The organism is Shewanella dokdonensis, from assembly GCF_018394335.1.
Classification (GTDB): domain Bacteria; phylum Pseudomonadota; class Gammaproteobacteria; order Enterobacterales; family Shewanellaceae; genus Shewanella; species Shewanella dokdonensis.
This window is the reverse complement of sequence record NZ_CP074572.1, coordinates 160,266-182,372: the sequence shown is the minus strand read 5'-3', so window position 1 is coordinate 182,372 and position 22,107 is coordinate 160,266. Positions and strand designations below refer to the sequence as shown.

The 22,107-nt window shown below is 50.4% G+C and carries 11 protein-coding genes and 5 pseudogenes; 11 read left to right on the top strand and 5 right to left on the bottom strand.

Annotated features, from left to right (window positions below):
- Positions 1–26: 26 nt before the first annotated feature.
- The 3 genes and pseudogenes from KHX94_RS00895 to KHX94_RS00885 all read left to right on the top strand — a co-directional run bounded on the left by KHX94_RS00895 (position 27) and on the right by KHX94_RS00885 (position 5,676).
- Positions 27–1,171: pseudogene (locus KHX94_RS00895) on the top strand (exonuclease SbcCD subunit D).
- Entirely contained in the window at positions 1,168–4,248 is a 3,081-nt protein-coding gene (locus tag KHX94_RS00890) for an SbcC/MukB-like Walker B domain-containing protein (protein WP_213682019.1), read from the top strand. The pseudogene KHX94_RS00895 and the gene KHX94_RS00890 overlap by 4 nt, the downstream one beginning before the upstream one ends.
- 144 nt (positions 4,249–4,392) lie before the next feature.
- On the top strand, positions 4,393–5,676 hold the full coding sequence (locus KHX94_RS00885) for a peptidoglycan DD-metalloendopeptidase family protein (protein ID WP_213683288.1): 1,284 nt from the start codon (positions 4,393–4,395) through the stop codon (positions 5,674–5,676).
- Positions 5,677–5,783: 107 nt separating this feature from the next.
- Here KHX94_RS00885 and KHX94_RS00880 read toward each other — a convergent pair whose 3' ends face one another.
- The 3 genes and pseudogenes from KHX94_RS00880 to KHX94_RS00870 all read right to left on the bottom strand — a co-directional run bounded on the left by KHX94_RS00880 (position 5,784) and on the right by KHX94_RS00870 (position 8,115).
- Positions 5,784–6,299, bottom strand: a complete 516-nt coding sequence (locus KHX94_RS00880; protein ID WP_213683287.1) for a M48 metallopeptidase family protein — start codon at positions 6,297–6,299, stop codon at positions 5,784–5,786.
- Positions 6,296–6,733: a DUF3010 family protein gene (locus KHX94_RS00875; RefSeq protein WP_213682018.1), complete on the bottom strand. Its 438-nt coding sequence runs from the start codon at positions 6,731–6,733 to the stop codon at positions 6,296–6,298. The genes KHX94_RS00880 and KHX94_RS00875 overlap by 4 nt, the downstream gene beginning before the upstream one ends.
- Positions 6,734–6,769: 36 nt before the next feature.
- Positions 6,770–8,115, bottom strand: a pseudogene (locus tag KHX94_RS00870) (DEAD/DEAH box helicase).
- A gap of 190 nt (positions 8,116–8,305) precedes the next feature.
- On the opposite strand from KHX94_RS00870, the gene rssA reads away from it, so the two are divergent.
- The 5 genes and pseudogenes from rssA to KHX94_RS00845 all read left to right on the top strand — a co-directional run bounded on the left by rssA (position 8,306) and on the right by KHX94_RS00845 (position 15,270).
- Entirely contained in the window at positions 8,306–9,265 is a 960-nt protein-coding gene (gene rssA / locus KHX94_RS00865; RefSeq protein ID WP_213682017.1) for a patatin-like phospholipase RssA, read from the top strand.
- Positions 9,266–9,560: 295 nt separating this feature from the next.
- Positions 9,561–11,678: an anaerobic ribonucleoside-triphosphate reductase gene (nrdD, locus tag KHX94_RS00860; protein WP_213682016.1), complete on the top strand. Its 2,118-nt coding sequence runs from the start codon at positions 9,561–9,563 to the stop codon at positions 11,676–11,678.
- Positions 11,679–11,723: 45 nt separating this feature from the next.
- On the top strand, positions 11,724–12,197 hold the full coding sequence (nrdG, locus tag KHX94_RS00855; protein WP_213682015.1) for an anaerobic ribonucleoside-triphosphate reductase-activating protein: 474 nt from the start codon (positions 11,724–11,726) through the stop codon (positions 12,195–12,197).
- A 283-nt stretch (positions 12,198–12,480) separates the two neighbouring features.
- A pseudogene (ribA, locus tag KHX94_RS00850) lies at positions 12,481–13,094 on the top strand (GTP cyclohydrolase II).
- Positions 13,095–13,617: 523 nt separating this feature from the next.
- Positions 13,618–15,270, top strand: a complete 1,653-nt coding sequence (locus KHX94_RS00845; RefSeq protein ID WP_213682014.1) for an amidohydrolase — start codon at positions 13,618–13,620, stop codon at positions 15,268–15,270.
- A 169-nt stretch (positions 15,271–15,439) separates the two neighbouring features.
- Here KHX94_RS00845 and ggt read toward each other — a convergent pair.
- Positions 15,440–17,151 (bottom strand): annotated as a pseudogene (gene ggt, locus KHX94_RS00840) (gamma-glutamyltransferase).
- Positions 17,152–17,364: 213 nt separating this feature from the next.
- Between ggt and KHX94_RS00835 the strand changes: the two are divergent.
- Positions 17,365–18,464: pseudogene (locus KHX94_RS00835) on the top strand (GNAT family N-acetyltransferase).
- Here KHX94_RS00835 and KHX94_RS00830 read toward each other — a convergent pair.
- Positions 18,465–19,097, bottom strand: coding sequence for a hypothetical protein (locus tag KHX94_RS00830; RefSeq protein ID WP_213682013.1), 633 nt, complete (start codon positions 19,095–19,097; stop codon positions 18,465–18,467). It abuts the pseudogene before it with no gap.
- A 314-nt stretch (positions 19,098–19,411) separates the two neighbouring features.
- On the opposite strand from KHX94_RS00830, the gene KHX94_RS20015 reads away from it, so the two are divergent.
- The gene (locus KHX94_RS20015) at positions 19,412–20,278 is read left to right on the top strand and encodes a TonB-dependent receptor plug domain-containing protein (protein WP_244859273.1); all 867 of its coding nucleotides are present in this window, start codon (positions 19,412–19,414) and stop codon (positions 20,276–20,278) included.
- Positions 20,224–22,107 (top strand): TonB-dependent receptor, encoded by a 1,884-nt coding sequence (locus tag KHX94_RS00825; protein WP_244859272.1) that lies wholly within the window; start codon positions 20,224–20,226, stop codon positions 22,105–22,107. Before KHX94_RS20015 ends, KHX94_RS00825 begins: the two co-directional genes overlap by 55 nt.

Below are 22,107 nucleotides of genomic sequence, written 5' to 3'. Positions count from 1 at the left end.
TAGGTTTTAAGTAACAGGAATGGCTGATGAAATTTATCCATACTTCTGACTGGCATCTCGGACGGCAACTGCATGGTGAATCGCTATTGGAGCAACAGCGCATCGCGCTGGCGCAAATCGCCGCATTAGCCGTCGAACATCAAGTAGACGCATTGATTATTGCGGGCGACATTTACGATCGCGCCATTCCGCCTGCCAGTACGGTGACATTGCTGTCCGAGTTTTTGGATGAGCTGATTGGTAAACATCAAATCCAAGTGCTGATTACCTCGGGCAACCACGATAGTGCTGAGCGTTTAGGCTTCGCCGCCAAGCAGATGCGCAGCAGTGGTTTGCATATGGTGGGCAGTTTAAGCTTGCCACTGACGCCGATAAAACTGCATGGCAAACAATCTGATGCGTGGTTTTATCCCATTTCTTACGCCGAACCGGCGGTGGTGCGTCATGCATTAGAAGATGACTCCATTAACAGCCATGAGTTGGCGATGCAGGCGCTACTTGAGCAAGTGACGCAGCATGACAGCGAAAACTTGCCCAAAGTGGTGGTGGCCCACTGCTTTTTGGACGGTAGCACTGAGTCTGAATCAGAGCGGCCACTGAGTGTCGGTGGTGCTGACCATATTTCGCCAGCGTTATTTGCGCCGTTTGATTATGTCGCGCTTGGGCATCTGCATGGGCCGCAATATCGCGGTGTTGAGCATGTGCGCTACAGCGGCTCACCACTGAAATACTCTTTTAGTGAAGCCACCCAGAAAAAATCGGTCACCTTAGTAGAATTAAACGGCGATAGCGCGCCGAGCATCGAACTACTGCCAATCAGCACTGGCCGCGATGTGCGCATTATAGAGGGCAATCTGGCCGACTTACTGCTGCAGGCGAAAGATGACCCGCACGCCGATGATTACTTGATGGTGCGCTTAAGTGACACGCACGCGCTGCTCGACCCGATGGGCAAACTGCGTAGCGCCTATCCTAACGTGTTGCACCTTGAACGCACCGGCTTAATGGCGCAGCAGCAAACTGGTGACATCGGCCGCGACCGCATCAAAAAAGGTGAACTGGAGATGTTCAGCGATTTCTTTGAGCAAGTGGCGGGGAACCCTTATCTGCCGCGCAGCAGCAACATCTGCACCAGTTGCTGGATGAACTGCACCAGGGAGAAGACGCATGAAACCGCTAGTATTGACCATGAGCGCCTTTGGCCCATTTGCCGATAGCCAAACTATCGATTTTCGCCGTTTGGGTGATAACCCACTGTTCTTGATCAACGGCCCGACCGGTGCCGGTAAAACCAGTATTTTAGACGCCATCTGTTTTGCGCTCTACGGCAAAACCACCGGTAACGAACGTGAAGCACCGCAAATGCGCTGCGATTACGCCGATGACAATTTGCTAACGGAAGTGAGCCTCGAATTTACCTTGGGCGAACGACGTTACTTGATCAAACGTGTGCCAGATCAGCAGCGGCCAAAGGCGCGTGGCGATGGATTTACCAACCAAAGCGGCGAGGCGGAGCTACAGCGACTGTACGATGATGGCCGCAGCGAAATTCTGGTTGCCAGTAAAGTGACCGAAGCGACCCAGATGATCGAGTCGTTAACCGGCTTGGATGTCGATCAATTCCGCCAAGTGATGGTGTTACCCCAAGGTAAGTTTCGTGAGTTATTGCTGGCAGACTCAAAAGCGCGCGAGAAGATTTTTAGTCAGCTATTTCAAACCAATATCTACAGCCGCATTGAAGAGCGTTTAAAGCAGCAAGCGGCGACTATCCGTAAAGATGCGCACGATCTAGAACAGAAGCGCCTTGGCATTTTAGAAGCGGCGGGCGTTGAGTCAACCGAAGCGCTGGCGCTCGCTATCAGCGAACTGACTCCGCAATTTGAACAAGCCAAAGCGCAAAAACAGCAAGCCAACGTAGCGCTAGAGCAAGCCAGCAAACAGCTAGAGCAGGGCAAACAACTCAGTGGTGAATTGGCCGAAAAAACACGGCTAGCCGCCAGCTTAGCCGAGCAGCAAGCGCGTAAAGCGGACATCGATGCTTTAAAGCAACAGTTGTCATTGGCGCAATTAGCACAGCAAGTGCTACCGGTGTATCGCCAGCAGCAACAGCGCAGCCAAGAACTCACCAGCCAGCAGCAAGCACTGTACGCGGCTGAGCAACAACTCACCCACGCCACCACGCAAAAACAGCAGGCTGATAAGCAAGCCGCGGGCATCGCTGAGTTAGATCAGCAGCTGCAACACAGTCGCAGTGAGTTGCAGCAAGCTCAGCAACTGCAACCATTGCTACAAAACTATTATCAGCAGCAACAGCAACTTAATGACGCTAATCAGCAACAGCAGCAGGCGGCAAACGCCCAGCAAGCCGCTGAGCATCAACTGCAGCAGCTCCAAACGCACAAAACCCAGTTAGCGCACACCATTGGCGAATTACAGCTGCAAGCGAATCGCCAAGCGGAACTGCAAACCCAGCAGTATCAGTTAGAGCGGCAATGCGACCAAGGGCGACAAATTCAGGAGTTACAGCGACAGCAGCAAAAATTGGCGCAACAGCTGGAGCACAAGGCACAGCAGGGTAAACAGGCTAAGGCGCAATTTGATGCCGCCGAGCAGCAACTCACTGTGTTGCGTATGCAATGGTATCAGGGGCAGGCGGCATTATTGGCGCAACAACTTGGGCCTAATACGCCGTGCCCCGTGTGTGGCAGTGCGGAGCATCCTAATCCCGCGCACAGTGAAGTCGCTATTCCGTCAGAGCAGCAGCTTGAAAGCGCGCAGCAACAGCTTGAGGCTGAGCGCCGCAAGTGCGAGCAGCTGCGCAGCGATTATCGCAGTTTACGAGAGCAGATCAGCGCGATTGATAAGCAGCTTACGCCGTTGTTCACTGCCCTAAATGCCGACAGTAGCGCCGCGCTGCCCGTGACGGAATGGCAACAGGCGTTGACACAAACGCAGCAGCAGTTAGTCAGCGCGCAGCAGGCGGCACAACAGCTGAATAAGCAGCAACAGCAGCTGGCGAACCTAGAGCAGCAGTTGGAGGTGCAACGACAACAGCTTAACAGCGTACAGCAGCAATTGGCGGAGCAGCAACGTCGCAGCAGCAGCTTGCAGGGGGCACTGATTGAAATTCAACGGCGTCTGCCAGAGCAATTGCAGCATTTGGCGGCGGACGCGGCGCTGGCGCAGTTAACTGAGCAACAGCAAGCGTTACAGCAACAGCAAGCTGCATTACAGCAACAAATACAGCAATTGCAGCAGACGCAGCAAGCTGCGGCGTCACAGTTGGCACAAGCTCAAAGCGCGCTGAGCGAGCGTCAGCAGCAGTTACGCCAAACAACCCAATACCGCGAGCAAGCGCAGCAAGAACTTGATAGTGCGTTGCAACAGGCGGGATTTAGTGACGTTAATGCATTAGTGGCGGCACAACGTGAGCCGCAGTTGCAACAACAGTTAACGCAGCAAATCGAACAGTGGCAGCAGCAATGCCATGCATTAGCAGGGCAACTTGACGCGTTGACGCAAAAACTTAAAGACGCAGTGGCACCGGAGCTGGCCGCGTTAACCACCGTGGTCGAGCAGCAACAGCAACAGCTACAGCTGGCAGATGAACAGTATCAACAACTCAATAGCCGTTTGAGTAACCTCACTAACTGCCAGCAAAAGCTCGCCAACGATGCCAAAGCGTTAGCCGCATTAGAGCAGCAATTTGCAGTGATAGGCACTTTGGCGGATGTTGCTAACGGCAACAACCAAAGCAAACTCAGTTTGCAGCGCTTTGTGCTGAGCGTATTGCTCGATGATGTGCTGCTGGAAGCCTCTGAACGCTTGGCGCGCATGAGTAAGGGGCGTTATCGGTTACTGCGTAAAGAGGAGCGCGCCAAAGGTAATCGTGCTTCTGGGCTAGATTTAGAAGTGGAAGACGCCTACAGCGGCAAAGTCCGCCCGGTGGCTACCTTAAGTGGCGGTGAGAGTTTTATGGCGGCGCTGTCATTAGCGCTTGGCCTGAGCAATGTGGTGCAAGCGTATGCCGGTGGTATCAAACTCGATACGCTGTTTATCGACGAAGGCTTTGGTAGCTTAGATCAGGATTCGCTCGAGCTAGCGATTCGGACACTCACTGATTTGCAGTCAGCCGGGCGCATGATTGGAGTGATCTCCCACGTAACCGAAATGAAGGAGCAGCTACTGACGCGAGTCGATGTGCATAAGCAGGCGCGCGGCAGTCATATTTATGTGGTTACACCGTGAGATGTCGTACAAAACCGGCGAAATTTGTATCTAATGTGACATAGGTAACACGTAGCGCTTGTATCCTGGCATTTTTTTGATATAACTTTGGCGTTTCCCTTATGTTTTAGGGGCTTTTATTGGCGGTAATGCAGGAGAGTAGTGTTGCAAACAGAGAAAATCTCATGGTTGAATTTTAACCCGGTGATGCGTTTGCAGGCGCTTCCTTCTATTCATAAAACCTTATTGTTGGCTGGCGGTTTGTTAATCGGTGCGACTATTTTATGGCCATCCAGTCAGGAATTTAGTCCACAACGTGTGCCCTTGTCGTTGGATGTGGAATCCATTCTGACGCAGCCCGCACCGATCACTGCCCCCTTAATCAAGCATCCTTCCTTTGTGCGCACCATTGAACCTGGCGATACCTTGAGCGCCTTGTTTGCTAAAGCGGGTGTGGATCAACAAACCATGTATAAAGTGCTGGAAGCCGATCTGGACGTGCTGGCATTGGATACCCTGATGCCCGGTAACCGCATCAGTTTCTGGCAGGATGAGCAAGGTAATCTCAGCAAATTGGAGTTGTACTTTAACGCTGCGCGCCAAGTGGTGTTTAGTCGTTACCCGGAAGGTGGCTATGAAGTCAATGAGATCAATATTCCAGGTGATTGGCAAGATCGGATAATCAGCGGTGGTATTCAGGGGTCGTTTTATCGTTCTGCCGAAAAAGTCGGTTTGAGTGCTGCAGAAATCCAGCGGGTTGAAATGCTGCTGAAAGATAAGCTGAATTTTGCTCGGGATTTACGGGCGGGTGACAGTTTCTCTGTTTTACTCAATGATCAGTATGTGGCTGGGGAATCTACCGGCGTCAGCCGTATCCTCGGTGTCAGCATCAATATGGGGCGTAGCCATGTTACGGCGTTCCAGAACAGTGATGGCAACTTTTATGACGAGAACGGCCAGAGTCTGGTGCGAGCCTTCCAACGTTTTCCGTTATTGAAACAATATCGTGTCAGTTCTGCTTTTAACCCACATCGGCACCATCCGGTCACTGGCCGTATCGCTCCCCATAACGGCACTGACTTCGCGACACCTGTTGGCACCAAAGTGGTTGCCACCGGGGATGGTGTGGTCACCTTGGTGACGAATCATCCTTATGCCGGTAAATACATAGTGATTGAGCACGATAGCAAATACACCACCCGTTATCTGCATCTGTCAAAAGCGCTGGTGCACAAAGGTCAGCGTGTCAGCCGTGGCGATGTTATTGCCTTGTCAGGCGCCACCGGGCGCATTACCGGGCCGCACTTGCATTACGAATTTCATATCAATGGTCATGCCGTCAATCCTATGACTGCAAAAATCCCTATGGCCGGACATCTGGCGGGGAGCGAGAAACATTCGTTTGAACAACTGGTGGCTTCCCGTAAACATATGATGAATCTTGGTTGAGCGGCACCGATCGATTGTCCAACAAGGCTGCCTCATTGGTGGCCTTTGTTATTGCTGGCGCTAGAGAATATTAGCTGCGGCCGCAGTAGGGTTAACGGCCATCGCGGTTATGACGCAGTCAGGTATGGATCGAGTCCGGCATCTGCCAGCATCAGATACAGCCGTAATTCAAATTCCAGCTGGTGGTAATCTGGCTCCATGTGGCAGCAGAGTTGATAGAAGGCTTTGTTATGTTCTTTCTCTTTTAAATGCGCCAATTCATGCACGACCAGCATTCGCAGAAAGGCTTCTGGTACCTGTTTTAGCCGGGAAGAGATACGGATTTCATTTTTGGTTTTGACTTTATTACCTTGGCGTCTGGCGGCGTATGTATGCAGACCTAATGCTTGATGGCTCAAGGTGATTTTGTCGTCGAAACAAACTTTTGCCAATGGTGCAGACTGCCGTAGATAGCGATTTTTTAAGGCAATAGTGAAGTCATAGAGCGCACGATCAGCGCGGATTTGATGTATTTCGGGATGGCGTTTTAACAAAAACTGCGCAAGCTGGCCCTGCTGGTGCAACGCCGAGACTTTGGCGCGCACCTCATCGCTGTAATGGGCCAGATAATCGATAGCCATCAGTCTTTGGCAAAACGCTTCTGGGTTAGATAGGCATAGGCGGCTTCAAACGCTAGCTGCTGGAATTTACGCAGTTCCAAAGCGGCAAAGTCTACCAGCGGCGGATTACGTTTGTTTTGGTCTCGGATGACTTGTGGGGTGAGCATGGTGACCGGCGTTTTTCCTAACTGGATAGCGCTTTCCAACTTAAAGCTAACCGCACTGCCGGCAAACTTGCCTTTGTAGTGGCGGGCGATCAGCACCACTTCATCCACCTGATAGTCTTCCAGCAGCTTGTGAAAGGCAAAGTGAAATTCACGAATGGCTTCCAGATCTGCCGGATCTGTCAAGGTGAATGAGTGACGACGGCATTCAGGGACGTTATAGCTGTCACCTTTATAGCTCAGCAAACAGATGACAGCTTCGCTGCCTTTTAATTCAACACCACAAACTCGCATAAATATCCTTGCATTGATTGTCGGCTTATCGCCGCATTACTCTTCTGATTCGTCAGTATTTGTTGGCTGTACCGGTAGCGATTTTCGGCGCATTGGTGTATCCCCAGCATCTACTGCTGTTAGGAAACGCTTATCGCGAGCCTGCGGGTTACGCCGCTTTTTAGCTAGGGTATCCGGTTTGGCGGTAGCTTTGCTGGCAACACGACGTTTGTGCTGTGGCCGTTTCGGCGCCAGCCCTGTAAATGTTGGTTCCAATCCCGCTATCACGGCAGTTTCTGGTGCTTGTGCCAGAAATGCGATCACGCGGGTATAAGCCACCCAGTCTTTGGGACCCACCAGTGATATCGCATCGCCTTTAGCGCCAGCGCGCCCGGTGCGGCCAATACGATGCACATATTCTTCAGCAAACTTGGGCATATCGAAGTTGATCACTAACGATACGTTAAGCAGATCCAGTCCACGGGAAGCTACATCTGTGGTGACCAGAATTTGCTGCTGACCACGGCTGAACTGATCCATAATCTGATTACGTTGCGCTTGTTTCAGTTCGCCACTGAGTGCTGTTGCCGAGTAGCCTTGTTGATTCAGTTTAGTCGCCAATCTATCGGTATCATCACGAGTGGCGGTAAAAATCATAATCTGTTTGTGTGACCCGGTTTTGAGCAGTGCCAACAGCAGCGCTTCTTTATGATCCAGATGGTCACAAAGATATACGCGCTGATGAATATCCTGGTGGGTCTCGTGACTGGAGCCAATGGCGACATGTTCAGGCGTATTCAGTAATTCTGCCGCCAGTTCGTGAATATCATCGTGATCCAGCGTGGCTGAAAACATCAAGGTCTGCCGCCGACGGTGATTGGCTGCCTGATGAATTGCCCGCAATTGCGATGCAAATCCCAAGTCTAACATCCGATCGGCTTCATCGAGGATCAGCAGTTCCAAACCATTAAGGTAAAGATGATGTTGTTGCAGATGATCTGCAATACGGCCCGGTGTTGCCACTATGATATGAGGATTTTTGGCCAGCGCCTTGGCCTGATCATTGAAATTCTCGCCCCCAGAATACTGACCGCTTTGTACTGGGTGTTGGCTACCAATAGCCGTAGCTGGCTGTACACCTGATTGGCCAATTCACGGGTAGGCAACAGGATCAATACGCGCGGGTCTTGTTTGCTGAGCGCTCGGGTAGACATCAGCCTTTGCAATGCCGGCAGCAGAAACGCCAGGGTTTTCCCTGAGCCGGTTTTGGATGACGCCATCAGATCACGTCCTGCCAGCGCCACCGGAATAGCGCTTGCCTGGATCTCAGTCGGCTGATCAATTCCCAGATGTTTCAGGGATTGCAGCAGGCGTTTATCCAACGAAAAATCGGAAAATTGCAAAGGTTGTCTCCATAAAATTCAGCGGGCGCATATTATAACGGTTTTTATGGTATTGGGCAGTTTTCATGTGCGTTCTCCTGGAATTTTCTGCTGTCTATGTCGATATGCTTGAGTTTGTTTTTATCGCCCCGATAGAATGGATGTAAATGTTACCTTGGATAAGTCATTGCCAAAGGGGAGAAACACAGAGATGGAAAACGGTTCACCCATCATAGGTATTGCGCTGGGCAGTGGGGCCGCTAAAGGTTGGGCTCATATTGGTGTGCTCAAAGGCTTGGCCGGTATGGGGATCTATCCACAAAAGATTGCTGGTTGTTCTGTTGGCGCGCTGGTTGGGGCAGCATATGCCAATAACCGGCTGGACGAGCTGGAAGAGTGGGTGTGCAGTTTCTCCAGTTGGGACGTCCTTGGCTTGATGGATATCAGTTGGCGCCGTGGCGGACTTATCAGTGGCGATAAAGTGTTTGATGCCATTCAAAGTCGGATTGGCGATTTATTGATTGAAGATTTGAAGAAACCTTTCATCGCCGTTGCTACGGATCTGTATTCTGGGCAAGAGGTATGGTTTCGTAATGGCGATTTGCGGCAGGCGGTGCGCGCTTCCTGCTCAATGCCGGGCTTTATGTCACCCGTCCGCCAAGGAAAACGTTGGTTGGTGGATGGCGCCGTGGTGAATCCTATTCCGGTGTCGGTTGCTAGGGCAATGGGCTGCCAGGTGGTCATCGGTGTTGATTTGCATGGGCACCGCCGTGAAAAACTGCAAGTCTTGCCTGTGAATGTACAGAGTAATAAAGCGCTGCAAGAAGAGGTGATCACGACCGCCATGAAAGCTGGCAATCATAATGAGTCAGGATTTATGGATCTGTTGGCCAAAGGGAAGGACTATATCGCTGGCCTGACCAATAAATTCTCACTGGGAAATAAAACCGAACCCGGCATGTTGGCTGTGATGTCGCAATCGATGGATATCTTGGAACAGCGCCATAAACGTGCGCGATTAGTGGGCGATCCGCCAGATATCTGTGTGCTGCCCAAGGTATCGGATATCGGCACCATGGAGTTTCATCGTGCTGCCGAGGCCATTGCCGCTGGCGAAAATGCGGTGAAGCAGTCAGCTCATCTGATTGATGCGGTATTAGGCGAGTGCTAAAGCGTTATACCATGGCACAACAGTCAGTTAAGAAGGCTGACTGTTGTGTTTTTTATCACATATATTTCGTCTTTTTTGCGTCACTATCGCTGACTGTCCCCTTGGTCAAGTAGCAATTGGTCACAATCGGCGGGCCTCAACAACAATTTTTATCAAGTCGCGAAAGCCATCCTTTTACATGATCCAGATCAATATCTCCCTAGGCGTTTTGTAGCCTAATCTTACCACATGTAGTGTTTAGCTAAAAAATGAGCACTATATATGGTGATAACAACGAGAAAATGGAGTGAAAATCATGCCAGTAGTGATAAAGAGGGATGGGTGCCGTACTCAGTTCGATGAAAATAGAATCCGTGATGCGGTGCTGGCAGCCTCGACGCACTGTGGTATTAACGATGTTGACTATGCAGCAACTGTTGCGGCAGTTGTCTCTGCGGCAGTAAAAGAGAAACAGGACGTTGCTATTCAGGAATTGCAGGATCGGGTTGAAAACCTGCTGATGGATGGCCCCTATAAAGCTGTTGCCCGAGCTTATATCGAATACCGTCACGACCGTGACATCTGCCGTGAAACCGGCAGTAAACTGAGTCTAGAAATCCGCGGACTGGTGGAACAGACCAATACTTCGCTGCTTAACGAAAACGCTAATAAAGACGCGAAGGTCATTCCAACCCAGCGCGACTTGCTGGCCGGGATTGTGGCCAAACACTATGCCAAACATCATATTCTGCCAAAAGATGTGGTTGACGCTCATGAACGCGGTGAAATCCATTATCACGACCTGGACTATGCGCCTTTCTTCCCTATGTTCAACTGTATGTTGATCGATCTGGGCGGCATGCTGAACCACGGTTTCAAGATGGGCAATGCGGAAATTGAAACCCCTAAATCCATCTCTACAGCTACCGCGGTGACGGCACAGATTATTGCTCAGGTGGCTAGTCATATTTATGGTGGTACTACCATCAATCGCATTGATGAAGTACTGGCACCATTTGTGACAAAAAGTTATGAAAAACATATGGATGTTGCGCAGCAGTGGGGCATCGAAAATGCGGCTGCCTACGCGGAAGAACGCACCGAGAAAGAGTGTCACGATGCTTTCCAGTCTTTGGAATATGAAGTCAACACACTACACACCGCTAACGGTCAGACACCTTTTGTGACCTTAGGGTTTGGTTTGGGTACTAGCTGGCAGTCACGTTTAATCCAACAGTCAATCCTGAAAATTCGGATGGAAGGCTTAGGCAAGAATCATAAGACTGCAGTATTCCCGAAACTGGTATTTGCCATCCGCGATGGTGTCAATCATAAGCCCGGCGACTGCAACTATGATGTAAAACAGTTAGCGCTGCGTTGCTCTACGCTGCGGATGTATCCAGATATCCTGAACTACGACGAAGTGGTGCGGGTGACCGGATCCTTCAAAACGCCTATGGGATGTCGCAGTTTTCTTGGTGCTTACGAACAGGATGGTCAGTTGCAGCATGAAGGCCGCAATAACCTCGGCGTGGTCAGCCTTAATCTGCCGCGTATTGCTCTGGAAGCGAAAGGCGATGAAAAGGCCTTTTATCGGATCCTGGATCAACGGCTGGCGATTGCCCGCAAAGCGCTGGATACCCGTATTGAACGCTTGAAAAATGTCAAAGCACGGGTAGCTCCAATCCTGTATATGGAAGGTGCCTGTGGTGTGCGTTTGAAGGCAGATGACAACATCGCCGATATCTTCAAGAATGGCCGCGCCTCTATTTCACTGGGTTATATCGGGGTTCATGAAGCGATCAACGCGCTCTATGGCACTGAAACCCACGTTTATGACAGTGAACAGTTGCGGCAGAAGGCGGTAAACATCGTCGCTTATCTGAAAGCGGCTACCGTGCGCTGGAAAGAGGAAACTGGCTATGGTTTCAGCTTGTATGCCACTCCTAGTGAAAACCTCTGTAACCGTTTTGCTAAGTTGGATGCCAAAGAATTTGGATTGGTGCCTGGGGTAACTGACAAGGGATACTACACCAACAGTTTTCATCTGGATGTGGAAAAGTCCGTTAACCCTTACGATAAAATCGACTTTGAACAGCCTTATCCTGAAGTCTCTAACGGCGGTTTCATCTGTTATGGTGAATACCCGAACATGCAGCATAACAAGGAAGCGCTGGAAAATGTTTGGGACTACAGTTACAGCCGCGTTCCCTACTATGGCACCAATACGCCAATAGATGAATGCTACGACTGTGGCTTTACTGGTGAATTCAGTTGTACCAGTAAAGGCTTTGTATGTCCTAAGTGCGGTAATCATGATCCTGCCCGAGTTTCGGTTATCCGCCGCGTATGTGGTTACTTGGGGAGCCCAGATGCCCGTCCGTTTAACCAAGGGAAACAGGAAGAAGTTAAACGCCGCGTTAAACATCTCTGAGTCGGCACAGGTGCGCCCGTTGGGGCGCACTAGAGGGCAACTATCATGAATTATCATCGTTATTATCAGGTTGATGTAATTAATGGGCCAGGGACGCGCTGTACGCTGTTTGTGGCTGGCTGTGAACATCAATGTCGCGGCTGTTATAACCAGTCCACATGGGATCCACGCTCCGGTCATCTGTTTGATCAGTCAATGGAAGATCAGATTATTAAAGACTTAAACGATAGCCGTATTCATCGTCGCGGCTTGTCTTTGTCTGGTGGCGATCCGTTATTCCCCGGCAATGTTCCGGCAGTGCTGCAGTTAGTGAAACGGGTTCGGCAAGAGTGTGCAGGTAAGGATATCTGGCTGTGGACGGGTTACAAACTCGGCGAATTATCGGCGGCACAACGGGCGGTTCTGCCATATATCGACGTGTTGATAGACGGTAAGTTTGAACAGTCTCTGGCTGATCCATCACTCTTGTATCGTGGTTCCAGCAACCAGATAGTGCATCATCTGCACGAACATCCGTGAGCATTCTGAGTTTAATCGGTTATATCGAACAATAAACTTCATTTTTTGCGTCTGCAAAACACTGCCGCTGTTGCCGGAAGTTGCTATACTGCCGAGCCAGCAGATTCAGTTAACGGTCATCACCTGGCAGTGTTATCTCGGCTATTACGCGCCCTGGGCGCCAGGTATTCCGATCCGTCGTGAAACAGCCTAAAATGGCCCGCCTGAATCAATGTATTGTAAGTCTCATCAACGAGAGACATTAACCGTCTCATGAACTGAGCGCAGTAGTTAAGGTTAATCCATGTCAATTAAATATATCGCCACTGCCAAGTTGCCCACTCCTTGGGGCATTTTCGCCATGCACGGCTTTGAAGACAGCGAGACCGGCAAAGAACATGTGGCGTTGACCTTTGGTGAACTGAATGCCGATGAACCCATGCTCGGACGTATTCATTCCGAATGCCTGACAGGCGATGCACTCTTTAGCCTACGTTGTGACTGTGGTTTTCAATTGCAGACCGCTATGCAAAATATTGCGGCCGAAGGTCGAGGTTTTATTTTGTATTTACGCCAAGAAGGGCGTGGTATTGGTCTGCTGAACAAAATCCGTGCCTATGCGTTGCAGGATCTCGGAGCCAATACCGTTGAAGCCAATGAGCAACTCGGGTTTCCGGCGGATATGCGCAAGTACGATATGATTGCCCCTATGCTGGAAAAAATTGGTGTGCATAGAGTGCGACTGATGACCAACAACCCCGAAAAATGAAAGCGATGCAAGATATCGGGGTAGAAGTCGTAGAACGTGTGCCATTGCAGGTCGGTAAAAACCGTTATAACGAGTTTTATCTGAAAACCAAGTCACACGAATTAGGCCATTTAATCCCAGATTCCTATTTTGAGGAACACCAGGATTAACTGCGGTTGCATCATAAAAAAACAGGCCACTTCGGCCTGTTTTTTTATGGATAGATCAACGTTGAAGCCACTGCTAAAAACCACCCATGATAAACGGGGAGTTGTTGGCGGCTTCGCGTTGGGAGAAGGTTACCGCGAGTCCCGAATGCGGCTTTTATGTAGCGGTGACGCGAATCTAATGACTATCACTGCAGCACATTACGGTGTTAATTCACAAACGGCTGGTAAAAAAGCGGTAAAACTGTCGCTGTCTCAGGTGTTAGCGTCCCACAAATTACTGTCGCAGAATGGCGAGCTATTTATAAAACGCTAATGTCATTAAGTTTTTTCGCTTGCTAATTGCAGAATATGCCGACGGTTATCGATAATTTCTGCGTTCCCCGCGTTAACGATTGCGCTCTTTAGGCTAATTCGTCAGAGTTTTTAGCACTGAGCGGATGCACCTAGGTTATTCCCTTATCCCTCGAAATATCAGGCAAGACTGCTGTATGCCAATACCATTAATCGTCATTCGGGAGCTGTGATGAATCATAAGCAATGGGCGCTACTGGGAACTCTGGGTTTCGCGCTGATAACCTCGGCGGCGCAAGCGGCCACGACACTGATCACCAATGTGAAAGGTTACACATTGGATGACAAGGGAAGCTTGCTGCAATTTCAGCAAGCGTTAATTGCGGACGGCAAAATAGCGGCGTTGGATCCTCGCTCGGTGCCACGGGATGCAATAAAGGTTGATGGTAAACAGCAAGTGATGTTGCCTGGCTTAATTGATGCCCACGGACATCTGCTGATGTTGGGCGCTTCGCTGCTACAAGTGGATGTGCGGGATAGTGCCAGTGCTGCTGCGGCGGCTCAGCGGGTGGCGGCATATGCGGCAACACATCCACAACAACCCTGGTTAACGGGGAGTGGTTGGAATCAGGAGTTATGGGCCGATAGGCAGTTTCCGACCGCTAAAATGCTGGACCAAGCCATGCGTGAGCGTCCGGTAGTGTTGTCCCGGGTGGATGGGCATGCCGTATGGCTGAACAGTAAAGCGTTGACCGCTACCGGGATCGACCGCAATACCCCCAATCCAGCTGGCGGACAGATTGTCAGAGATGCCGCGGGCAATGCGACCGGCGTGCTGGTAGATAACGCCATGGAACTGGTCAATCAAGTGATGCCTAAAGATGGGCCAAAACAGTTTCAGTTGATGTTGGATGCTGCGGCGCCGCATCTGTTGTCCTTGGGGATCACCGCTATGCAGGATGCGGGCATAGGTCATGATGTTTATGACTTCTACTTGGCGCGAGCGGTTGCCAAGCAGTTGCCGCTGCGTATCTATGCCATGGTGGCGGCAACCGACCCAGATCTGCCCAAGCTGTTGGCCAATGGCCCGATATATAGCGCCGATGATTCTCTGGTGATCCGCAGCGTTAAAGTCTTCGCTGATGGTGCGTTAGGCAGTCGCGGTGCAGCGATGTTGGCACCCTATCACGATGCACCACATCAGCAAGGGTTGATGGTGACTGAGCCTGAACAGTTCAAGCCGCTGTTTAATCAGATCATCGGGGCTGGGTTTCAGTTGAATATCCATGCCATTGGCGATCGTGCTAATCACTTGGCATTGCAACAGTTTGCTGACACCTTTGCCACCATTGGTGGTCGCGAGTTGCGTAACCGAGTTGAACATGCGCAGGTGATTGCCCCTGACGATCTGGCGAAATTTGCCCAACTCGGGATCTTACCCTCAATGCAGCCCACCCATGCTACCAGTGACATGAATATGGCCGAGGCCCGTCTCGGTAAAGCGCGCATGGTTGGCGCTTATGCTTGGCATACGCTGTTGCAAAGTGGGGTACATATGCCGCTAGGTTCAGATTTTCCGGTGGAGCTGGCTAACCCCTTTTACGGTTTACATGCAGCGGTTACACGTCAGGATCGTAACAACCAACCGCTAAATGGCTGGTATCCAGAGCAGAAAATGACGCGGTTGCAGGCGTTTAAAGGGTTTACTGAAGATGCCGCCTATGGCGCGCATATGGAGCACAAAATTGGCAGCTTAACTCCGGGCAAATGGGCGGATTTTATTCTGGTGGATCAAGACATTTTTACCGTGCCGGAAAGTGATATCTGGAAAACCCAAGTGTTATCCACTTGGATAGCGGGTGAGCGGGTGTACCAGAAAAACTGAGGCTGGTGGTTGCTGGGCTGACCTAGGCTCGCAGCGCTGTTAACGCTGTTTTATGCAGTGCATGCAGAAACACCGTTAACCAACGGCGGGTTAGGGGAGCAAACAGGATTTACCTGATGACCGCAGTGAGACGCCCATCGCTGACGATGGGCGTTTTGCGTTGCGCGGATTAATAACCCACAGCGCCACTATTGGCGTAGCGTGGATCAGATGCACCGTAACGGCCATCATCGCTAACCATAATGGTCTGGGTGCTGCCCATCGCGGGTTTAACACTGATCGTGTAACCCATCTGTTGCAGCAGGCGGATGGTGTCCAGATTCAGGCTTTTTCTACACGGATTTCATCCGGCAGCCATTGATGATGTATCCGTGGCGCAGCGGTGGCTTCGGCGATATTCATATGATGATCAATCACATTCATGACGATTTGCAGCACGGTAGTGATAATGCGGGCGCCGCCAGGGCTACCTGTCACCATAAACAGTTGGCCATCTTTGGTAATAATGGTGGGGGTCATCGAACTTAGCGGCCGTTTCTTGGCGGCCACGGCATTGGCATCACCGCCCACCAAACCATAACCGTTGGGAACGCCGGGCTTGGCCGAAAAATCATCCATTTCGTTATTGAGCAGGATCCCCGTACCTTTGGCGACTAGACCATTACCGTAGCTAAAATTAAGCGTGTAGGTGTTGGAAACCGCATTACCCCATTGGTCGACGACCGAAAAATGGGTGGTCTGGTCGCTTTCATAGGGCGCTAACTTGCCAGGTGCGATATCACTGGAAGGCACCACCTTGTCTGGGGTAATTCGCTCGGCAATCGCTTTGGCATAGGCTTTACTGGTAAGCGCGGCAACGGGCACGTTTACAAATGCCGGGTCGCCCAGATATTCACTGCGATCGGCATAAGCCTGTTTCATCGCTTCAGCCATCAGGTGAATTGTCGCGGCACTGTTGTGTCCCAATTCGCCAATCGGAAAGTTTTCCAGAATATTCAAAATTTCAATCAGATGGATGCCACCAGAAGAGGGTGGCGGCATGGAGATCACCTGATAGCCGCGGTAGTTGCCGCTAACTGGCGTGCGCTCGTACACTTGATACTGCTGCAAATCGGCCAAGCTCATCACGCCACCGGCTTGTTGAATGGCCGTCACCAGCTTTTCTGCCGTTTCTCCTTGGTAGAAACCCGCTACGCCTTTTTCTGCAATTAACGCCAGCGAATGCGCTAATTCTGGCTGTTTAAACCATTCGCCCGGCGCGTAGTTGCTGCCATCGGCTTTGTAAAAAATCGCTCGGGAACTGGGCCATTGGCTGATGTAGTCTTTTAGTTCTGTCAGCGATTCGGCCAAGTCCGGTGTTACCGCGTAACCTTCTTTGGCCAGTTTAATCGCTGGCGCTAATAACTGCTGCCGACTCATGGTGCCATATTTTTTGCGCGCCAGTTCCATGCCCATCACGGTGCCGGGAACGCCAACCGCGAGCCCGTGTTCCTGACTGAGTTTGGGATCGGCATTGCCATGTTTATCCAGAAAAATATCCCGATGCGCTTTAAGCGGGGCAACTTCGCGGTAGTCGATGGCGATATCTTTATTGCTGTTGGCGAGGTGGATCAGCATAAAACCGCCACCACCGATATTGCCAGCTTCTGGGAAGGTCACCGCTAAGGCGTAAGCGGTGGCAATGGCAGCGTCTACCGCATTACCGCCTTGCTTCAGAATATCGACCCCCACTTGTGATGCCAGCGCTTCCTGACTGGCCACCATCCCCTGTTTGGCCCACACTGGGCGGGCGGTGGCCATGCCGCTGTATATAGAAATATCCTGCGCCGCGATGGCCGCAGGCGAAATCACTCCGCTGACTAAGCTGGAAACCAGCGTTATGGTAAATAACAGCGCTTGGCGCCAACGAGGTTTTAATCGTTGCACTTGCAATCCCTTCTTGGTCGTTATAGATCATGAAAAGCAATGTGCCGAGTACAGTCGCTTAAAGCAATCTCTGTTAACAAAAAAGGAACATAATTGCCAAAATCAGTATGGGAATGCCAATTTATTGAGGATATTTCCAAGGTTCCTGCAATCGAGTGGGATGCTTGTATGGCCTCGACGAATCCATTTACGCGTCATGCGTTTCTGTGGGCGTTGGAACAGAGTGGCAGTGTGGGGGGCGACAGTGGCTGGCGGCCATATCATCTACTGCTTTACCGTCAGCAGCAGTTAGTGGCCGTGATGCCGTTATATCAAAAGTCAGACTCCTGGGGCGAATATGTATTCGACTGGGCGTGGGCCGATGCCTATCAGCGCTACGGGGTGGCCTATTATCCTAAGCTGGTCAGCGCCATTCCGTTTACCCCGGTAACGGGTAATCGTTTGGCGATCCATCCGCAAGCGAAACCCTATGCAGAAGCGATATACCAGCAGGTCAGTGGTATTTTAAAACAGCAACTACAGCAGTTTTCCTCCTGGCACGGGCTATTCCTGGAGGCGTCCGAGTGCCAGCAATGGCAAAGCCGCGCGGAACTTACCTTACTAAGGCGTGAAGGCTGTCAGTTTCACTGGTTTAATCGCGATTATGCGAGTTTTGACGACTTTCTGGCTGCGCTGACGTCCCGTAAACGTAAACAGATCCTCAAAGAACGCGCCAAGGTGCAGCATCTGCATTACCACTGGTTTGCCGGGGATGCAATTGCTAACGAACTGTGGCAGCGCTTCTATTACTGTTATCAGATGACCTATCTCAAACGCTCCGGTCATGGCGGTTATCTGTCTGGTGATTTCTTTCTCAAGTTGGGGCGCTTACTGGCAGACAATGTGCGTCTATTGCTGGTGTGCCGCGATAATGAACCGCCGGAGCAAGCGTTTGCTGCGGCGCTATATCTGGCGGATGAGCAGCAACATGTGCTTTATGGCCGTTACTGGGGCACGTTGCAGGAACTGGACGGGTTACACTTTGAAGCCTGTTACTACCAGGGCCTTGAGTATGCTATCCGTCATGGCTTTAGCTGTTTTAACGCGGGGCGCAAGGGGAGCATAAAGTGCTCCGTGGCTTTGAACCCGTTATGACCCAGTCATTACATGCCATTGCGGCGGCCGAATTTCAGCATGCCATTGAGCATTTTTGTGCAGAAGAACGGCAACACAATCAGCAATATGTTGCGACCATGCGACAGGCGTTACCATTCAAGCATAGTGACTGATTAATCCGCCACTATCAGCAGTGTTTGGTAATCTAGGTGGTGCAACATTTCCCGTAGGATCAACAGTGCCGCATAGGCGTGCTTACCTGTTGGCAGGTTGTCAGTCGCGCTGGCGCGGCCCATCGACAACCAAGCATAGCGTGTGAACAGGGCTTCAACTTGTTCGCGACTGAATTCCGCCACTCCGTCAGTGACATTGAAAATTGCCGCGTGCAGCTGATCGGCACTGATCAGTTTTCTTCCGGCGCTTTTCAGCACCAGATTGCGCATCAGCTCATCTTCAATACAGTTGATGGCATGATCCAGCTCTGGCTCACCAGGAATATCATGCTGGAAAAAATCGCTGGCAATTTGCTCAACACCGATGTGAATGTCATGGGACAAAATGCCAAATTCTATCTCTTTTGATTGTGGCTGCGGCAGCGGCACAAATGTGCAGGCATGACGCCCCAGATGCACCAACATGCTTTCCTCTTGGGGTAACTGATGTTGGATTGCGGCAAGTTGTGATGCTAAATCCTGCTCTTCGACCGTATACATATATTCAATCTTTTCAATGTGGATGATGCGCTGAGTGTCACTGATAGCGCGGATGGCTAGATCATGAAACCTATGGGCAACAAAAGCCAGCATAAAAACAGCATCAGTTGGCAGCGCTAGCGTGATATTGAGGAGTATTACGCTAATTTCAATTGCAAATGTAAAATTAGAGTAATCGTTTACATTAATTAAATTTATTAAAAATCAATAATATGAAATATACATTAACTGTTTTTAGACTTTTGTATAGTAAACGTTTACCTTATGCTGCTGTAGATTTGTCTTCGGTGTGGACCTCTGCACAATATTTACAAGTAAAAGCACCGTGCTTGGCGCGATTGGGGATTTCTTGCCAAGTATTTGATTTTTATTAATAAGAACTATTGCCTGCCTAAGAAGGGGTAAAAATGAAACGACAATTCAAGTTGAGCTTGACCGCGTTCGCGATCGCTCAATGCTTGTCTTTGGCATCTGCACAAGCACAGGAAACCCAAGAACAACAAGACACCACCAAGAACGCTCAGAAGGCGCAGCCTACAGACGCGAACAAACAGCAGGATATTGAAGTTCTGACTGTTCAAGGTTTCGGTGCCACCTTGCAGCGCTCGCTGCAAAACAAGAAGCTGGCAGACTCGACAGTAGAAGTCATCTCTGTCGATGATATTGGTCAGTTACCTGATGTGACCATTACCGATACATTGGCGCGGCTACCGGGGATAGCTGCCGAACGTGATCGTGGTAATGCCAGTACCATCTCTATCCGCGGTCTGGGTGAACGGCTCAATCTGGCGACCATGAATGGCCGTGAAATTGTCAGTGGCGAGCCAAGTCGTAGCGTGCGTTTTGAACAGTTCCCTGCGGAACTTATCAATGCGGTAGAGGTATATAAAAGTCCGCTGGCCAGCAATATCGAAGGGGGCATTGCTGGGTTGGTGAACATGAAGTTTGTTAACCCTTTGGATAAAGATAAACGGCAGGTAAATTTGAGCGGGCATGTGATGGACTACCCGCTTGCTGATGATATTCCTACGGCTGACAGTGACGGTTATCGTACTAGTTTCAGTTATGTTGACCCGATTACGGATAAATTCGGTGTGGCCTTTGGTGTCGCCTATCAGGATCAGCCTTCCATTCAGCGTGATGTAACATCTTGGTCATACAACAAAAGTCCGGCAGAGCAGGGCGATGTGAACGGTGACGGTGTTACCGAAGCTGCCCCTTGGGGCGCTCAGACGGCGACCAAGGGGGCACCAACAAGCGTATTGGTGCCATGACAGTGTTGCAGTGGCTGCCCACCGATCGCCTACAACTGAAATATGATCTGTTTTACTCCAAGTTTGATATTAAAGAACGTGAAGACCAATTATGGTTTGATGGTTGGGGTAACTGGGCCGGAAGCAATGACTGGAACTATCAGAATGCCAGCAATCCAGCGCAAATTGTTACCAAAGCCGATGGCAGTGAACAGATTGTTGCGGGCGGTATGTTATTTGGTGGCAGTCATACTGCCAACAACTCCACTTGGTTCCAGAAAAACGAGCTGGTCAGCACTGGCCTGAATGCCGAATGGCAGGGCGATGACTGGACTATTGTTGCGGATATCGGTTATTCCCAGGCCACCATTAAATCCAAGTGGGTCAATATTTCTTCCTCATACGACAATGCTGATGCGACCCTCAATGGTATGGATTACAGCTGGGATACCCGCGGCGAGAAATTAGCTATCGGTTCCGCTTATGACATTGGCAATACCGCAGACTATCACATGGATTATCTGCAAGTTAACAGCGACCGCGACCTGAAAGACGATATGGTTAATGCTCGCTTGGATTTTTCGCGCATCGTCGATTTCGGCATCATTGACAAGGTTAGCTTTGGTGGTCGTTGGGCTGATCGTGAGAAAGATAATGATGTGGTGAGTTGGCAGCAATCAGTTCTCGACACCAACGCTGTTGTTGATGCTGGTACTTACAGTATGGGTAGCGGTTACAACGTGCCAGTTATGTACACCATGAAAAACTGGTCACAAGTTGTGGATAGTGCTTTTGGTGGTATCGACAGCCGCAATGACCATGAAAAGCTCACCAGCGATTATCTGGATAACTGGAACGTTAAAGAAACCAATAATGCCCTGTATTTGATGTTTGGGCTGAGTGGTGAGCTGGGTTATATCCCCTATACCGGTAACATTGGCGTGCGTTATGTGCGAACAGAATCCACGTCCAGCGGTTTTGACCAAGTGCCTAACACCGAATCGGTTGTACCTGTCTCTTATGACAATGATTATGATGAGATCCTGCCTTCATTAAACCTGCGTTTTAGTATTACCGAAGATTCGCAGATCCGTTTGGGGCTGTCTCGCGCCATGTCGCGGCCACCGCTGGTGGAGATGCGTTCAGGATTGGGATTGAACCAATCTAACACGGTCAACACCGCCTCTAAAGGTAACCCACTGCTGAAGCCCTTTATCGCCAATCAAGTCGATTTAGGCTACGAGTATTATTTTGCTGAAGACGCTGCTTTTACGGTGCAGTTGTTCTTTAAAGATCTGAAAACGCATATCGGTGAATCTACCAGTACCATTAACGTGGGTGGGGATGATTATCAGCTCAGTTCCCCTATCAATGGTGACGGCGGGCAAATTCGTGGTTTTGAAGTGCTGTATCAACAAGCCTTTACCATGCTGCCTGAACCTTTCGATGGCTTAGGTATCTACGCTAACTACAGCTATACCAACAGCAACGTCAAGGAGTTCCAGCCAAGCAACAATCCATTGCCGCTGGCAGGCTTGTCGAAAAATGTGGGTAACCTGACGCTGTGGTACTCAAAATATAATGTGGATGCCAAGGTGTCGTACAACTACCGCAGTGAATATACCCGTGTCGGCAGTTGGGACCCTTCAGAGCTTTACACCATAGGCTCGGAAGCAACGGTGGATGCCAGCATCTCCTACCAATTGACTGAAAACTTCAAAGTGATGTTGCAAGGGCAAAACCTGACCAACGAAGCATCAACTTCCTACTTTGATAATGACCCTTCTCGTCCTCGCGGATATGCAGAATGGGGTCGGCGTTATTTGCTTGGCTTCCAATTGAGCATGTAA